Source organism: Umezawaea sp. Da 62-37 (assembly GCF_032460545.1).
Taxonomy (GTDB): Bacteria; Actinomycetota; Actinomycetes; order Mycobacteriales; family Pseudonocardiaceae; genus Umezawaea.
The window spans coordinates 10,384,707-10,399,049 of sequence record NZ_CP135965.1 but is presented as its reverse complement, the minus strand read 5'-3'; the positions used below and the strand labels follow the sequence as shown (position 1 = coordinate 10,399,049).

The following is a 14,343-nucleotide window of genomic DNA, read 5'->3' as shown; positions in this document are numbered from 1 at the left end:
GCGGCGGCGTCCCGAACCGTCAGGGGGCGGTCGGCGGCGCGCTCATCGCCGCCGCCAGGAACGTGATCGCCCACCGCCGGGCGTCATCGCCCTCCACCGGGGACGGGCACGTCGGGACGCGCCGGTTGTGGACCTCGACGCGGTCCGCGGCCGCCACGGCGAGGATCCCCCGCATCCGGAACCACAGCTCCCCGTCGGACAGGCCGGGCAGCGCGCGCCCGAAGGCCGCCAGGAAGCCCTCGCCGACATCGGCCTCGGCCGCACCGGTCCAGTCGCGCATCTCCTCGGCCGGGTCGCCGAGGATCCTCATGATCAGCCGGGAGGTCCGGGCGCCGCCCTCCTCGCCCGCGGGCATCCCGTCGAACATCGGCCCCGTGAACGCCTCCACCAGGTCGGCGACCGCCGGGTCCGGGGTCCGGGCGAGCAGCCGGTCGAGTCCGGCGCGCTGCGCGGCGTTGATGGGCTCGACCACCCTGCGGACGACCTCGGCCAGCAGCCCCGCCTTCGAGCCGAAGTGGTACCCGACCGCGGCCAGGTTCGCACCGGCCAGGTCGGTGATCGCACGGACCGAGGCGCCGCGGAAACCGTGCTCGGCGAACAGGCGCTCGGCCGCGTCGAGGAGCTGGGTCCGGGTGTCGGGTGGCGCCATGCCCATATTGTACGTACGTTTGATTCAAACGAACGTATGACTGAATCGCCGCGTGGAAATGGGTCATCATGAAACTGCTCGTGTACGGCGCCGGAGTACTCGGCAGCCTGCTCGCCGTCCGCATGCACGAGGCCGGGCACGACGTCTCGCTCCTCGCCAGGGGCGAACGCCTTGCCTCCCTGCGCAAGCACGGCGTGCAACTCGCCGAGGGCGACAGCACGACCGTCCGGCGGGTGCCGGTGCCGGTGGTCGAGCACCCCGCGGGCGGGTACGACCTGACCGCCGTCCTCGTCCGCACCCACCAGGTGGACGCGGTGCTGGAGTCGCTCGTCGGGCTCGAGGGCGACGTGCTGTTCCTGCTCCACTGGGCGGCGGGCGCGGAGCCGCTCGGCGCGGTGATCGGCCACGAGCGGGTGCTGCTCGGCGGCTACCCGAACGGGGGCACGATGGACGGCGACGTGGTCCGCTACCGCGCCCCCAGCCCCATGGCCCGCCGGTACCCGATGCCGATCGGCGAACCCGACGGCCGCACCACCCCGCGGCTGGAGCGGATCGTGCGGGCGTTCCGCGACACCGGCGTCAACGCCAAGGCCGAGCCGCGGGTGGACGCCTGGCTCAGGACGCACGCCGCGTTCGCGGTGCCGCTCGAACAGGCGGTGCACGCCGCGGGCGGCCCGGAGGCGCTGGCCGACGACCCGGACGCGGTCCGCGACATGGTCCGCCTCATGCGGCGGAACCTCGCCACCATGCCGAATCCCCCGGTCCCCCGCGGGTTCGGTGCGCTGCGGACCCTGCCGGAAGGTCTGCTCGTGGTGGTGCTGCGCCGTTTCCTGCGGAGCTCGACCGCCGCGCAAAGCGGGCTCAACACCACCTCGCCCGCGGCGTCGGTGGCCGAACTCGAGCGGATGGCCGAACAGATGCGCGCCTACCCGGAGGTCCGGTAGCCGGCGCCCGCGGTCGAGGTGTCGCCAGAACCGGAATCCGGCCGGGCCGCGCGAGTCGGCGAGGTCGACGCGCAGGTTCGCGTCGACGGCGCGGCGGGCCACCCTTGCGCCGACCGGGCCGGTGCCGATGATGCCGGGGGTCGGTGTGGTCACGTCTGTTCTCCGTTCGGCGGGGCCACCCCTCCCAACCGGTGGGAGCCGCGCCATCGACGACCGGAACCCACCTGCGGCGATCACGTCGTGTGATAGATCAGAGGGGTGGAACTGAGGGCGCTGAAGTACTTCGTGACCGTCGCCGAGGAGCTGCACTTCGGCCGCGCGGCGGAACGGCTGCGGATCGTGCAGCCCGCGGTGAGCCAGCAGATCGCCCGGCTGGAGCGCGAACTGGGCGTGCGCCTGCTCGACCGCACCTCGCGCCGGGTGCGGCTCACCCCGGCGGGTGACCGGGTGCTCGCCGCGGCCCGCGAGACCCTGGCCGCGGCGGCCCGCGTGCGGGTGGTCGCCGGGGAATCGGCGGCCACCCTGCGGATCGGGCTGGCGTCCTGCGTCAGCCCCCGTGTCGAACGCGCGCTGGCCCGCCTGCGCGCCGGCGAACGACCCGCCGAGCCGGAACTGGTCGACCTGCCGGTGACCGCGCGCCTGGACGCCGTGCGCGACGGCGGACTGGACCTGGCGCTGGTCCGCGGCGCCGTCGGGTCCACGGCGGTGGCGGTGGCGCGTGCGTGGGCCGAACCCGTGCACGTGGTGCTGTCCCGCGACCACCGCGCGGCGGGCAAGCAGGCGGTGGGCCTGCACGACCTCGACCCGCGCGGTTTGCGGCTCCCCGCCCGCGAGAACGACCCGCCGATGCACGACGCGATCCTGGCCGTCCTGCCCATCGCCCCGCCGCGACCGCCTGCCGGGGACGTGCTCAACGTGCTGTTCGAGGTGACCCGCGACCCGGAGGGCTGGACGCTCATGCCCGCCGACCAGGTCGCCGGGTCGCGGTCCGGGACGTTGCTGCACGTGCCGCTCGACCCACCGGTGACCGTCGACGTCCACGTCGTGGCGTCGCGGGCCACGCCGGAGTCGTGCCTGGCGTCCTACGTGGCCGCGTTCGCGGACTGAACCGCCACCTCACGGCGCCACGTGCCTGGGGAGATCCCTTCACGCCTGGCGAAGGCGCGGCCGAGGGCGGGGGCGGACTCGTAGCCGACGAGCAGCGCGATCTCCTGCAACGCCAACGGCGTCTCGCGCAGCAGGCGCTTGGCCTCGCAGAGCCGCCACTGCCGGAGGAGCGCGAGCGGGGTCCTCCCGGCGGCGACGCGGAAGGCCTCCGCGAAGCTCGCGCGGGACATGGCCGCCTCGCGGGCGAGCGAGGCCACCGTCCAGGGCCGGGCGAGGTCGTCGCGCATCGCGCGGACGGCGCCCGCGAGCCGCGGATCCCGCAGCAGCCGCAGCACGGTGCCGGACGCCGAGGCGGTGGCGGTCCGGAACGCTTGCAGTGCGAGCACCTCGACGAGCCTGCCGGTCACCAGGTCCGCACCCACCTCCCCGCGGTCCCGCTCGTGCTCCAGCAGACCGAGGGTGGCGTGCAGCGCCGCGGCGACACCGCGGTCGACGTCGAGCCGGAACACCGCGGGCAGGATCCCGACGACGTCGTGCGCGACGACCTTCCTGACCACCAGCAGCTCGGTCACGGCACCGGTGTCGCCGTACCGCGCCACGCCCCGGTCGTCCGCGGCGACCCCGGCGCAACCGACCGGGCGGCGGCCCGCCCGGTCCGCCACGACCAGTCCCCCGCCATCCGACACGACGACGTGCTCACCGGCCCCCGCGGTCACCGCGGTGCCGTCGCGCTTCGACGTGATCGCGACGCCCCCGGCCGCGACCTCCACGATCCACAGTCCCGCGCCCGACGACGGCGAGAACCCCCACGGCCCCCGCGCGACGAACCGGACGTACGTCACACCCGTCTCCTCCCCCGCCGGACGATCGGGCAGGTATCCCGGACGCCGGGGTACGTGCCGGGACCGGTGGCCGGGGCAGGCTCGTCCCATGCGCGCGATCGTGATCGAGAAGCCCGGCGGCCACGGGGTACTGGTGTGGACCGAGGTGCCCGACCCCGTGCCGGGCCCCGGTGAGGTGGTCGTCGACGTGGCGGCGGCGGCCGTGAACAGGGGCGACCTCGGCCAGCGGCAGGGCTTCTACCCACCGCCGCCCGGCGAGCCCCCGTATCCCGGCCTGGAGTGCTCCGGGGTCGTCACAGCGGTGGGCCCCGGCGTGGCTGACTGGCACGTGGGCCTGCCCGTGTGCGCGCTGCTGGGCGGCGGCGGGTACGCGGAGAAGGTGGCCGTGCGGACCGGGCAACTTCTCCCCGTGCCGCGGGGAGTGCCGCTGGTCCAGGCGGCGGCCCTGCCCGAGGCCGCGTGCACGGTGTGGTTCAACGCCGTGGACATCGCCGGGCTGCGCCGGGGCCGGACGCTGCTCGTCCACGGCGGCGGGAGCGGGATCGGCACGTTCGCCATCCAGCTGGACAAGGCGCTCGGCGCGACCGTGGTGGCCACCGCGCGGCAGGCCAAGCACGAGCGGCTGTACGCGCTCGGCGCCGACCTGGTCGTCGACCACAGCGCCGCGGACTTCGTGGCCGCCACCCTGGAGCACACCGGTGGCCGGGGCGCGGACGTGGTGCTGGACATCGTCGGCGCGGACTACCTCGCCCGCAACATCGCGGCACTGGCACCCGACGGGCACATCGCGACGATCGGCCTCCAGGGCGGACTCCGCGCGGAACTGGACTTCCTGGCGCCGGCCGCGAAGTCCGGGTCGATCTCGGCCACCGGACTCCGCACCCGAGCCCACGACGAGAAGGCCAGGATCGTGCGGGGCGTGACCGCCGAGGTGTGGCCACTGGTCGAAACCGGTGCCATCCGCCCCGTGGTCGACCGGACGTTCCCCATGGCGGAGGCCGCCGAGGCGCACCGGGTCATGGAGACCGGCGACCACGTCGGCAAACTCGTCCTGGTGCCGTGATCGCCGGTTCCGGGCGTTCACGCCGGGCGCAGGGAGTAGTCGTGGGCGAGGGCGCGGTAGGGGCGGTCGAGCCCGCGGGCGCGGTAGTCGTCGGGGTCGTCGTGGAGAGTGGTGGTCCTGACCGCGTCGGCGGGGATGGCGCCTTCGACGGCGCTTTCGACCAGCGGGTCGCCGTCGAAGTAGATCTGGGTGGTCAGCGGCAGGCACCCGTCGGCGGAGACGATCGAGTGGATGTGCACCGGGCGCGACCCCTCCAGCCGCAACGCCTCGGCCAGCTCGGCGAGCGGGCTGCCCGCGGTCAGGCCGAGGGTCTCGACGCCGGGTACCGCAGTGCGGAACTCGTAGTGCCCGTCGGTGTCGGTGACGACCCTCCCGCGGAGGTTGTGGGTGGGGATGCCCGTGGAGTCGTTGGGGATGCCCGGAATCGTGAAGACCGCGGCGTCCACACCGGAGTAGACGTTGTCGGCGTCGATCTGCCAGACGTCGAGGACCGCGCCGGGCAGCGGGTCGCCCGCGGTCGTGCGCACGGTTCCGGACACGACAAGGGGTTCACCGGGTTCGTCGGGGCGCATGGGCAGCACGGCGGGGCTGCGCAGGAGCGGGGCGCCGGGCACGTGGGCGGGGCCCTCCATCTCCCAGTAGCTCGCGCCGTCCTTCTCCGGATGGGCGTAGGGGGCGCCCGCTGTCGCCTTGAGGACGGTCTTGGTGAACAGGACGCTCGCGGACCGCATCTGCCCCGCGTCGGCGACCCGCCGCAGCCAGTCGGTGGTGGCGAGGAGTTCGTCGCGGGTGACCTGGTGCTTGAGGATGACGTCGTCGACGGCGCGGCGCAGGTCGGCGAACACGACCTGCAACCGGCTTTCCGGCTTGATCACGTGCGCTCACTCCTCCCGGCGCGGAACGGCGTCCGCGCTTGAATTTTCAAGTGCCAACGTAGCGGGCCTGACGTGAATGTTCAAGCCAGCTAGACTGCGCCCATGACCTCCCCGCGCCGGCTCACCGACGACCAACTGGCGGCGTGGCGCGGGTTCGTGAAACTCGTCCAGACCCTGCCCGTGGTGCTGGAACTCCAGCTCCAGCAGGACTCGAAGCTCAGCTTCGTCGAGTACCACGTGCTGGCGCACCTGTCCGAACAGCCCGAGCGCCGCCTGCGGATGAGCGAACTCGCGGGACTGGCGGGCACGGAGCTGTCGCGCCTGTCGCACATGGTCACCCGCTTGGAGAAGCGCGGCTTCGTGCGCCGCGAACCCGACCCCGGCAACGGCCGGTACACGCGGGCGATCCTGACCGACGCCGGTTTCGCCCACCTGGCGGACACCGCGCCCCGGCACGCGGGCCGGGTGCTGGACATGTTCGTCGACGTCCTCGACCCGGACGAACTGCGGACGCTGCACCGGATCTCGGACAAGGTGCTCGCCCGCGTCGACCGCGAACGGAGCGGCACCGGGAACCGCGGGCCCGTCTAGGGTGAGTCGACGACCATCCGAAGGCGGAGGCGCGACATGGCGGTGGACCCTCGGGGATCGGACCTCAAGCGCTACCTGGCCGAGGATCCCGGCGGTCCCGTCGTGATGCTGAACCTGTTGCGGTTCCGGGACAACGGCCGGGACAGCTACGACCGCTACGCGGCGGCGCTCGAGGAGACCTTCCTGCCCCGCTACGGCGCGGAGGTCCTGTACGCGGGCAGTGGATCGACCCCGCTCGTCGCCGAGCAGGGGCAGGACTGGGACGCGGTGCTGCTCGTCCGCTACCCCAGCCGCGAGGCGTTCAGCCGGATGGTCGCCGACCCGGACTACCAGCAGGTCACCCACCTGCGCACCGAAGCGCTCAGCGAAGCGGTGCTCCAGGCGACCACGCCGTGGCAGGACGTCCAACTCTGACGGCCCGTCAGGGGCTTCGCGCGGTCTGACGTCCCGGACCGCCGGGGCGAGCGCTCGACGTCAGGTCCCGATCGCCTGCACCGTGGCAGCGAGTTCACGGTCCGGACTGATGTTGCCCCCGTACAGCGGACTGCACGGGGTCGAGGCCAGCCGGACCGCGAGCGCGATGAGGTCCACGGCGGAAGCGTTGTGGTGGATCTCCGCGAGGCGGGCGAAGTCGACCATGACGCCCACGACGCTGCGGTTCGCGGTGACACCCAACCGAGCGGTCCGCATGTGCAGCCGTTCCTGGTCGAGAATCGCGGCGGGCACGCCGTGGGCGGTCAGCACCGCGCTGATCTGCTCGCCGACCCTGCCGGTCAGAGTCGCCGCGGGCGCCATGGGCAGCAGCACGGGCAGCAACGTCGCCTCGTTGACCAGCAACACGACCCGCGGCCGCCAGAACATGACCGTGGCGTACCACGGGCCGAGCAACGTCGTGCCGCGATCGTCGTCGGGCGCGGTGGACGGACCCGCCAGGCGCAGCAGCTTCTTGGTGGCACGCACGATCAGCACCCGACCATCCTGCCTCGCCCGCAACTTCCGCACACCACCACCTCGGCCGTCAAGGCCGACGCCCGCCGCGGAAGCTCGGCCCGTCGCTGGTCTGCGTGCTGTCGGCTGGCGCCTTCCCCCGCGCTACCGCGGTCGGCGCCGACGCGTGGTCAGCGCACCTTCCCGCGACCGAAGCCGGACCGGCGTTCGCGCACGGCCGCCACGACCTTGGCGACCTGGGCGTCGAAGGCGTCGAGCTGCTCGATCTCGGCACCGCTGGCGACGAAGGCGCGGCGATCGCACTGGACGCCCGCGCGCCACACCCGTTCGACCGCGCGGGTCGCGGTGATGTCGGTCAACGGGTCGCCGGACACGAGGACCAGGTCCGCCCGCTGTCCCACCGCGACACTCCCCCGGTCGGACAGGCCGAACACCCGCGCCGGTTCGGTCGTGGCCGCGGCCAGGGCGCGAGCCGGGCTGATGCCGCACCGGACGAGGAGTTCCAGCTCCCGGTGCAGGCTCGCCCCGAACACGGTTCCGGGGTTCGGGGCGTCGGTGCCCACCAGCAGGGCGACCCCCGCGTCGGCCAGTCGCCGCACGTTGTCCTCGGCCCGCGAGTAGGGCGGCATCGCCCGGCCGCCCAGCTCCGCGGCGGCCGAGGTCAACCGGCTCAACCACGCGTCCCCGAGCACCTCGGCCAGCCGCGGGTCCCCCGCCACCGCGGCACCTCCCGGTTCGCCGAGGGTGTTCTCGATGGTGGCCAGCGTCGGACCGACCGCGATCCCGGCCTCCGCCATCCGCCCGACCAGCGCCTCGTCCAGCTCGGCCTCCGCGGGGACGTGGGCCACCACGTCGACACCGGCGGACACGACCTGCTCCACCCCCGCCACCGAGTTCACATGCGCGGCGGCGACCAGCGCCGTGATCGTCCCGGAGTCCAACGACGGCCACAGCCCCCCGACGCCGGAGATGATCTTCAGGTGGTCCGAGCCCTCCGCGACCCGTTCCACGACGAACCGCTCGGCCTCGCCCGCGGTGGTCAGCGTCGGGAACGGGGCGTACATCATCGACGGGTGCCCGCCGGGCGCGGTGGCGCCGATGCCCGAGGACCGCACGTCGGCCACGTCCGCGCGGGAACCCGCCTGCTCCTTGGCCGCGGCCACCATGTCGGGCTTGCTGAACATGTCGAGGACGGTGGTGACGCCGAAGGTCAACGACTGCGCGAGGGCGCCGGGCACGAGGTGCACGTGCGCGTCGATCAGACCGGGGAACACCGTCCCGCCCGCCGCGTCGACCACGACGTCGCCTTCTCGGGCGGCCGAGGCGATCGAGCACTCGGTGATCAGGCCGTCGGCGAACCGGACCGAAGTCCAGTCCCGCGCGTTCACCCCGTCGAACACCCTGGCGTTCACGATCGTCGTTGCCGCGACCACGGCGTCCTCCCCGAGAAGTCCTGAACAGTCCGGCCGGAGGGGACGCACCCGCCGCGGGCCCCGCCTCGCAACGCGGAACCCGCTCCGCGCAAGGATCCTACGACGCGCGCTCAGACCTCCGGCAGCGCCGCGGGTAACTTCGTCGACATGGGTGAACCGGCGTTTCAAGACCTGGTCGACGCAGGTGGCCTCAAGGCCGTCCTCCAAGCCGCGTGCCCCGACTGCGATGTCGACATGAAGGACGCCCCAGGTGCTTTCGGGGAGTTCAGTGCCGTGGTGCGCAAGGGCGACCGCGAGGTGCACGTCATACCGCTCAAGAACAAGTGCCTGTTCTTCGTGCGGCACAGGCTGCGAGGCACTTACCTGAGCTGGCTGGCCACGACCGAACTGGTTGAAGTCACTGGATCTGCCGCGACCTGGCTGGGCGGCGCCACCGCGCGGGAGTTGGCCGCTGAGTGGCCGTTCGCCGATTTCATCGACGTTGCCGACGCGCACGAGAGCGGCGACCGGACCGAACTCCGGTGGCAGATGTTCCGCGCGCACAAGCAGCACGACCTGGGCGAGTTCATCGAGGCGGCGATGCGGGAGCAGTCGCTGCGGCGGATGTACCCGTTCACGTCGCTGTTCTGGATGTCGTTCCGGCCGACCGCGGCCGAGTGCCGGGTACCTGGCCCCTAGGTGCGATCGGCAGGCGACGGACGGTTCACGGTCGTCGAGAACCGGCGGGTGGAGCCAAACGTCACCTACGACGCCACCAAGGCGGTCGGGGTGTGCCTGGCCGAGATCGACCGCCTCGGTGTACGACAGCTTTCGGCAGGACAGGACGACGTGCGGTCGGTCTGACGGGCGAAGGGGATCGTGAGCTGACACTCGCGGAAACCGACGCGCGCTCAGGCCTCCTGCCGCGCCCGCGCCGTCACCGCCGATCGGCCTGTTCCCGCTCGGCGGCCGCGGCGCGGGCGGCGGCGAGGCGTTCGAACGGGCCGGGACCGTCGCGTGGTCGCGGTGGGGTGTCGAGGTGGCGGGTGCGGAGGTCGTCCATGAGTTCCTCGACGAACGCCGGGCCCTCGTCGCGCATGAGCTGCTGCCTGCTCCGGAGTTCGCCGCCGCCGGGGCGCCAGTCGAGGCCCCAGTCGCCGAGGGCGTACATGATGGGGAGCGTCCGGATGCCGGCTTCCGTGAGGCTGTAGCGGGCGCGCTGCCCCCGTGCCGCGGTGCCGCGGGTGAGGATGCCCGCCTCGACGAGCCGCACGAGGCGGTCGGCGAGGATGTTCGTGGCGATGCCCTCGACCGACCCGGTGAGCAGCGCGCGGAAGTAGCGGCGGTCGGCGAAGACGACGTCGCGCAGCACGAGCAGCGACCAGCGGTCTCCGAGCACCTCGACGGCGGCGTTGATCGGGCAGTCGGATCGTGGCTCCACCATTCCTCCTTGACAGGTGTTTCGCCCTCACTATAGTGATTGCAAATCGCAACCACTATTGGCTGAGGTGATGATGGGCCGCTTCGTCTACTGGATGAACGTGTCCCTCGACCTGCGCATCGAGCAGGTTCCGGGGGACAACGGCGCGGGCGAGTGGCTGCGCATCGGCGAGGAGCTGCACCGCGAGTTCAACGCGCGGGCGCGGGAACTCGCGGTGATGGTCCAGGGCCGGGTCATGTACGAGACGATGGAGGAGTACTGGCCGCGGGCGCGCGGGGACGCGTCGCTGCCGGAAGTCCTGCGCGAGTACGGCGAGATCTGGACCAGCACGCCGAAGGTGCTCGTCTCCCGCACCCGCCTCGACGCCGACCACAACACGCGCGTCATCGGCGGGGACGACGCGATCGAGCAGCTCGCCGCGCTCCGGGCCGGGACCGACGGCACCATCGGGGTCGGCGGCGCGACGCTGGCCACGCAGCTCCTCCGCGCCGGGCTGCTGGACGAGCTGCTGCTCTTCACCCACCCCTCCTTCCTCGGGTTCGGCAGGCCGCTGTTCGACGACCACGACCGGCCGATCGACCTCGACCTGCTGGAGCAGCGGTCGTTCGAGCAGGGCGTCACGATGCACCGCTACGCCGTCCGCGACGCGAAGGCCGCGGGCCCGTGCTGACGCCGGTCACGGAGGGCGTGCTGGTCCACGAGAGCGCTTTCTGCCGGAGCAACACCGTTGTCGTGCAAGGCGAAGCCGGTGTGCTGCTCGTCGACGCCGGGGTGCACGAGGACGAATTGACCTGCCTCGTGGGCGATCTGGCGGACCTGGGGCGGACCGCGGTAGCGGGCTTCTCGACGCATCCGCACTGGGATCACCTGCTCTGGCACGCCGGTCTCGGCGCCGCGCCCCGTTACGGCACCGCGCGCTGCGCGGCGACCGTCCGGGATCGGCTGTCGGGCGGGATCGACGCCCGCCGGTTCGGCATCCCCGAGGAGGTTTCCCTCGACCTGCTCGGTCTCGTCACGGGCCTGCCCGCCGACGCGGCGCGGATCCCGTGGGACGGCCCGGAGGTCCGGATCGTCGAGCACCGGGCGCACGCCCCCGGTCACGCGGCGCTGGTGGTCCGGGAACGCGGCGTCCTCGTCGCGGGCGACATGCTTTCCGACGTCCTGGTCCCGATGCTCGACCTGAACGGCACCGCCGACCCGATCGGCGACTACCTCACCGCGTTGCGGTTGCTGGAGGACGTGCTGGGCGACGTCGACGTCGTCGTCCCCGGTCACGGATCCGTTTGCGGGGCCGACGAGGCACGTGCGCGGATCGACCGGGATCGGGCGTACGCGCACGCCCTGCGCGACGGCCTGGATCCCGCCGACCCGCGGGTCGGCCCGTCGGCCGAACCCGGCTGGGAATGGGTGGCCGACGTGCACGCGGGGCAACTTCAACGCCTGTCCCGGTGACGCCTCCGCCAAGGGACGCCTGACCGCTCGGGGCCGGACCACGTGGCCCGGCTACCGCAACTGGTCGCGGCGGCGGGTCAGGTAGGCGATCTCGGCGGTGTTGCCCGCCAGCCCGATGGCCCTGTCGTACGCGGCGCGCGACTCCTGGCTCCGCCCCAGCCTGCGCAGCAGGTCGGCGCGCGTCACGTGGTAGGCGTGGTAGCCGGCCAACCTGTCCTCAAGGCGGTCGACGGCCGCCAGCGCCACCTCCGGGCCGTCGAGTTCGGCGACCGCGATGGCCCTGTTGAGGGTGACGATCGGCGAGGGGTCGAGGCGGGCGAGCTGGTTGTAGAGGGCGAGGACCTGCGACCAGTCGGTGTCGCGCACGTCGCGGGCGGAGGTGTGCACGGCGTTGATCGCCGCGAGGATCTGGTAGCGCCCCGGAGCCACCCCGGCGGCAGCGGCGGCGAGGCGTTCGCGCACCAGCCGGTGGCCCTCGGCGATCAGCCCCGCGTCCCAGGCCCCGCGGTCCTGCTCGGCGAGGGCGACCAGTTCGCCGGTGGCCGAGATCCGGGCGGTGCGGCGGGCCTCGGTGAGGAGCATCAGCGCCAGCAGCCCGGCCACCTCGCCGTCGTCCGGCAGGAGGGCGCGGATCAGGCGGGTGAGCCGGACCGCCTCGGCGGTCAGGTCGTGGCGCACGGGATCGGTGTCGGGGCCGGTGGCCAGGTAGCCCTCGTTGAAGACGAGGAAGAGGACGGCGAGCACGCCGGAGACGCGTGCGGGGAGGTCCTCGGCGGACGGCACCCGGTAGGGGATGCGGGCCGCCTTGATCTTGGCCTTCGCGCGGGTGATCCGCTGCCCCATGGCGCTCTCGGCCACCAGGAAGGCGCGGGCGATCTCGGGCATGGTCAGGCCGCCGACCAACCGCAGCGTCAGCGCCAGGCGGGATTCCACCGCCAGCGCCGGGTGGCAGCAGGTGAAGATCAGCCGCAGCCGGTCGTCGTCGATGGCGCCCGAAGGCTCGGACGGATCGTCGTCGTGCGCCACCAGGGCCTCCTTGTGCTTGTCGTCGCGCTTGTTCTCACGCCGGATCCGGTCGATGGCCTTGCGGTTGGCGGTGGTGGTCAGCCACGCGCCGGGGTTGGGCGGCACACCGTCGGCGGGCCACCGCTCGACGGCGGTCGCGAACGCCTCGGCGGCCGACTCCTCGGCGATGTCGAGGTCACCGAAGCGCCGGGTCAGCGCGGCGACCACCCGAGCCCACTCCTCGCGGTGGGCACGGGTGATCGCCCCCTGGACGTCGCTCACCGGAACGGTCGCACTTCGATCTTCCGATCGCAGACCTTCGACGCCTCGGTGGCGAGCTTGAGCGCGACGTCCAGATCCGGGGCCTCCCACACCCAGACGCCCGCGAGGTACTCCTTCGACTCCACGAAGGGCCCGTCGCTGAACACCGCCTGCTCGCCCCGGTTGTCGACGACCGTGGCCGCGTCGGTGTCCGCCAGTCCTCCCGCGAAGACCCAGTAGCCCCCGGCGATCAGCCGTTCGTTGAACGCGCTGATGGCCGGCTGCCCGTCCGTGCTGCCGGGGTCGCTCTTGTCGTCGATCACGGAAACCAGGTACTGCATCTCGAGGTCCTATCTTCGGGTGTCGGAACAGCGTGGTGTGCGGGTCGGACGCGTCAGAGCGCCGCGTACCGCGGACGCCCGGCGGGCCGGTGGACCTGGATCGTCACGCCCTTCGAGTCGACTCGCGACTCGACCAGGTCGAGCGCGATGTCCGGGCCCGCCTCCGGGAACAGCCGCGCGCCCTGGCCCAGGACGACCGGGACCACGATCAGCGTCATCTCGTCGACCAGGCCGTTCGCCAGCAGCCACCGGACCAGGGTCCCGCTGCCGTTCACCAGCAGGTCGCCGCCGGGCTTGGCCTTCAGGTCCTCGATGGCGCCCGCGAGGTCACCGGAGAGCACGGTCGTGTCCCCCCAGCTCGGTTCGGCGAGCGTGGTCGACGCGACGTACTTGGGCTTCCCGTCCAGCGCCACGCCGATGGGGTGGGCGCGCATCCCCTCGTTCGCGCCCCAGGAGCCCGCGAACATCTCGTAGGTCCACCGGCCGAACAGGAACGCGTCGGCGCGCTGGTAGGCCTGGGTGATGAACTCCCTGGTCCCGTCGTCGCCCTTCCCCCGTGCCCACCCGCCGCGCTCGCACCCGTTCCTGCGGTCCTCCCCCGGCCCGCCGTTGCCCTGCACGACTCCGTCGACGGTGATCTGGGTCAGGGTCGTCAGCTTCATGATCGCGGTTCCTCCACCTCGGCGCCGCCCCCCTCGGGCGGCTTCACCCCTGCTACGAACACCACCGCCCCGATCCGACACACCCTTCAGGTTTTTTCGAAGAAGTTCTCGGGACGCGCGGTCGACGCCCTCGGCAGGCACCGCCATCACGGGCCGCGCACCGCGCCGGCGTCCACGCCTCGTCGGACGGCCCGAGCGCGTCGCCGGGAGGCGGACCCGGTCACGCCCACCAATCGGCCCGTCCCGGTCCGGGATTCGGGGGAACAACCCGATCCGACAATTGGACGATCCGCAGGACTTGGAATAGCGAATTTCCGCGGAATGGGCCATCGAGTTGCCGCGACCACCCACCGAGTGCATCATGGCCCTATGACAACAGTGGGGGGATTGTTGGCATCCGAGGAGCTGCGGCTCCGCTTCCACGGCCACGACGCGCACCTCGACCGCGCGATAGACCGAGTGCTGACAACTGAGCTGAATGATCCAGCGGCCCTGCTCAGCGGGCGTGAGTTGGTGCTGACGGCCGGTCGGCGATTAGCGGATCCGGACACTCAGGCCTCATTCGTCCACCAAGTGGCGAATTCACGGGCGACCGCGATCGGGTTCGCCGTGGGGACAAAGGGGATTTCCGTTCCCAGAAGCGTCCTCGACGCCGCGCGTGAACACGACCTCCCGGTTCTGGAAATCCCTTCCCAAACCTCGTTCCACTCGATAATGACACAGGTCGGCCCACCGCTCCAGACCCGTCTC

17 protein-coding genes and 1 pseudogene are annotated in these 14,343 nt (G+C 72.5%); 9 read left to right on the top strand and 9 right to left on the bottom strand.

Annotation, left to right across the window (positions count from 1 at the left end; genetic code table 11):
• Positions 1-19: 19 nt before the first annotated feature.
• The gene (locus tag RM788_RS46730; protein ID WP_315927419.1) at positions 20-649 is read right to left on the bottom strand and encodes a TetR/AcrR family transcriptional regulator; all 630 of its coding nucleotides are present in this window, start codon (positions 647-649) and stop codon (positions 20-22) included.
• 68 nt (positions 650-717) lie between these two features.
• On the opposite strand from RM788_RS46730, the gene RM788_RS46725 reads away from it, so the two are divergent.
• Both RM788_RS46725 and RM788_RS46720 read left to right on the top strand, forming a co-directional pair.
• Positions 718-1,593 (top strand): ketopantoate reductase family protein, encoded by an 876-nt coding sequence (locus RM788_RS46725; protein WP_315927417.1) that lies wholly within the window; start codon positions 718-720, stop codon positions 1,591-1,593.
• Positions 1,594-1,851: 258 nt separating this feature from the next.
• Complete coding sequence (locus RM788_RS46720; protein ID WP_315927415.1) at positions 1,852-2,700, top strand: LysR family transcriptional regulator; 849 nt, start codon at positions 1,852-1,854, stop codon at positions 2,698-2,700.
• Here RM788_RS46720 and RM788_RS46715 read toward each other — a convergent pair.
• Complete coding sequence (locus RM788_RS46715) at positions 2,676-3,542, bottom strand: helix-turn-helix transcriptional regulator (RefSeq protein WP_315927413.1); 867 nt, start codon at positions 3,540-3,542, stop codon at positions 2,676-2,678. The two genes, RM788_RS46720 and RM788_RS46715, sit on opposite strands and share 25 nt — an antisense overlap.
• Before the next feature lie 88 nt (positions 3,543-3,630).
• Here RM788_RS46715 and RM788_RS46710 point away from each other — a divergent pair, with 88 nt between their 5' ends.
• Positions 3,631-4,605, top strand: a complete 975-nt coding sequence (locus tag RM788_RS46710; RefSeq protein ID WP_315927411.1) for an NAD(P)H-quinone oxidoreductase — start codon at positions 3,631-3,633, stop codon at positions 4,603-4,605.
• 17 nt (positions 4,606-4,622) lie between these two features.
• Here RM788_RS46710 and RM788_RS46705 read toward each other — a convergent pair whose 3' ends face one another.
• Positions 4,623-5,480 carry a dioxygenase family protein gene (locus RM788_RS46705; protein ID WP_315927409.1) on the bottom strand — a complete coding sequence of 286 codons (858 nt, stop codon included), beginning with the start codon at positions 5,478-5,480 and terminating at the stop codon, positions 4,623-4,625.
• 102 nt (positions 5,481-5,582) lie between these two features.
• On the opposite strand from RM788_RS46705, the gene RM788_RS46700 reads away from it, so the two are divergent.
• Positions 5,583-6,071, top strand: a complete 489-nt coding sequence (locus RM788_RS46700; protein ID WP_315927407.1) for a MarR family winged helix-turn-helix transcriptional regulator — start codon at positions 5,583-5,585, stop codon at positions 6,069-6,071.
• A 36-nt stretch (positions 6,072-6,107) separates the two neighbouring features.
• Positions 6,108-6,485, top strand: a complete 378-nt coding sequence (locus RM788_RS46695; RefSeq protein WP_315927405.1) for a DUF1330 domain-containing protein — start codon at positions 6,108-6,110, stop codon at positions 6,483-6,485.
• 60 nt (positions 6,486-6,545) lie between these two features.
• Here RM788_RS46695 and RM788_RS46690 read toward each other — a convergent pair whose 3' ends face one another.
• Together RM788_RS46690 and RM788_RS46685 are read right to left on the bottom strand one after the other, a co-directional pair.
• Complete coding sequence (locus RM788_RS46690; protein WP_315927403.1) at positions 6,546-7,040, bottom strand: DUF6933 domain-containing protein; 495 nt, start codon at positions 7,038-7,040, stop codon at positions 6,546-6,548.
• 149 nt (positions 7,041-7,189) lie between these two features.
• The gene (locus RM788_RS46685) at positions 7,190-8,452 is read right to left on the bottom strand and encodes an amidohydrolase family protein (protein ID WP_315927401.1); all 1,263 of its coding nucleotides are present in this window, start codon (positions 8,450-8,452) and stop codon (positions 7,190-7,192) included.
• Positions 8,453-8,599: 147 nt separating this feature from the next.
• On the opposite strand from RM788_RS46685, the gene RM788_RS46680 reads away from it, so the two are divergent.
• Positions 8,600-9,130 carry a DUF6193 family natural product biosynthesis protein gene (locus RM788_RS46680; RefSeq protein ID WP_315927399.1) on the top strand — a complete coding sequence of 177 codons (531 nt, stop codon included), beginning with the start codon at positions 8,600-8,602 and terminating at the stop codon, positions 9,128-9,130.
• 238 nt (positions 9,131-9,368) lie between these two features.
• Here RM788_RS46680 and RM788_RS46675 read toward each other — a convergent pair whose 3' ends face one another.
• Positions 9,369-9,875 (bottom strand): winged helix-turn-helix transcriptional regulator, encoded by a 507-nt coding sequence (locus RM788_RS46675; protein WP_315927397.1) that lies wholly within the window; start codon positions 9,873-9,875, stop codon positions 9,369-9,371.
• A 70-nt stretch (positions 9,876-9,945) separates the two neighbouring features.
• On the opposite strand from RM788_RS46675, the gene RM788_RS46670 reads away from it, so the two are divergent.
• A complete protein-coding gene (locus tag RM788_RS46670) occupies positions 9,946-10,542 on the top strand; it encodes a dihydrofolate reductase family protein (protein ID WP_315927395.1) in 597 nt (198 codons plus the stop codon).
• Positions 10,536-11,324 (top strand): MBL fold metallo-hydrolase, encoded by a 789-nt coding sequence (locus tag RM788_RS46665; protein WP_315927393.1) that lies wholly within the window; start codon positions 10,536-10,538, stop codon positions 11,322-11,324. Before RM788_RS46670 ends, RM788_RS46665 begins: the two co-directional genes overlap by 7 nt.
• A gap of 51 nt (positions 11,325-11,375) precedes the next feature.
• Here the strand turns inward: RM788_RS46665 and RM788_RS46660 are convergent, their stop codons facing one another.
• The 3 genes from RM788_RS46660 to RM788_RS46650 are packed head-to-tail and all read right to left on the bottom strand — an operon-like array spanning position 11,376 to position 13,593.
• A complete protein-coding gene (locus RM788_RS46660) occupies positions 11,376-12,611 on the bottom strand; it encodes an RNA polymerase sigma factor (protein ID WP_315927391.1) in 1,236 nt (411 codons plus the stop codon).
• Positions 12,608-12,931, bottom strand: coding sequence for a YciI family protein (locus RM788_RS46655; protein ID WP_315927389.1), 324 nt, complete (start codon positions 12,929-12,931; stop codon positions 12,608-12,610). The genes RM788_RS46660 and RM788_RS46655 overlap by 4 nt, the downstream gene beginning before the upstream one ends.
• A gap of 53 nt (positions 12,932-12,984) precedes the next feature.
• Complete coding sequence (locus RM788_RS46650) at positions 12,985-13,593, bottom strand: dihydrofolate reductase family protein (protein ID WP_315927387.1); 609 nt, start codon at positions 13,591-13,593, stop codon at positions 12,985-12,987.
• A 321-nt stretch (positions 13,594-13,914) separates the two neighbouring features.
• On the opposite strand from RM788_RS46650, the pseudogene RM788_RS53275 reads away from it, so the two are divergent.
• Positions 13,915-14,307 (top strand): annotated as a pseudogene (locus RM788_RS53275) (PucR family transcriptional regulator ligand-binding domain-containing protein); the annotation flags it as partial.
• Between the last annotated feature and the right edge of the window lie 36 nt (positions 14,308-14,343).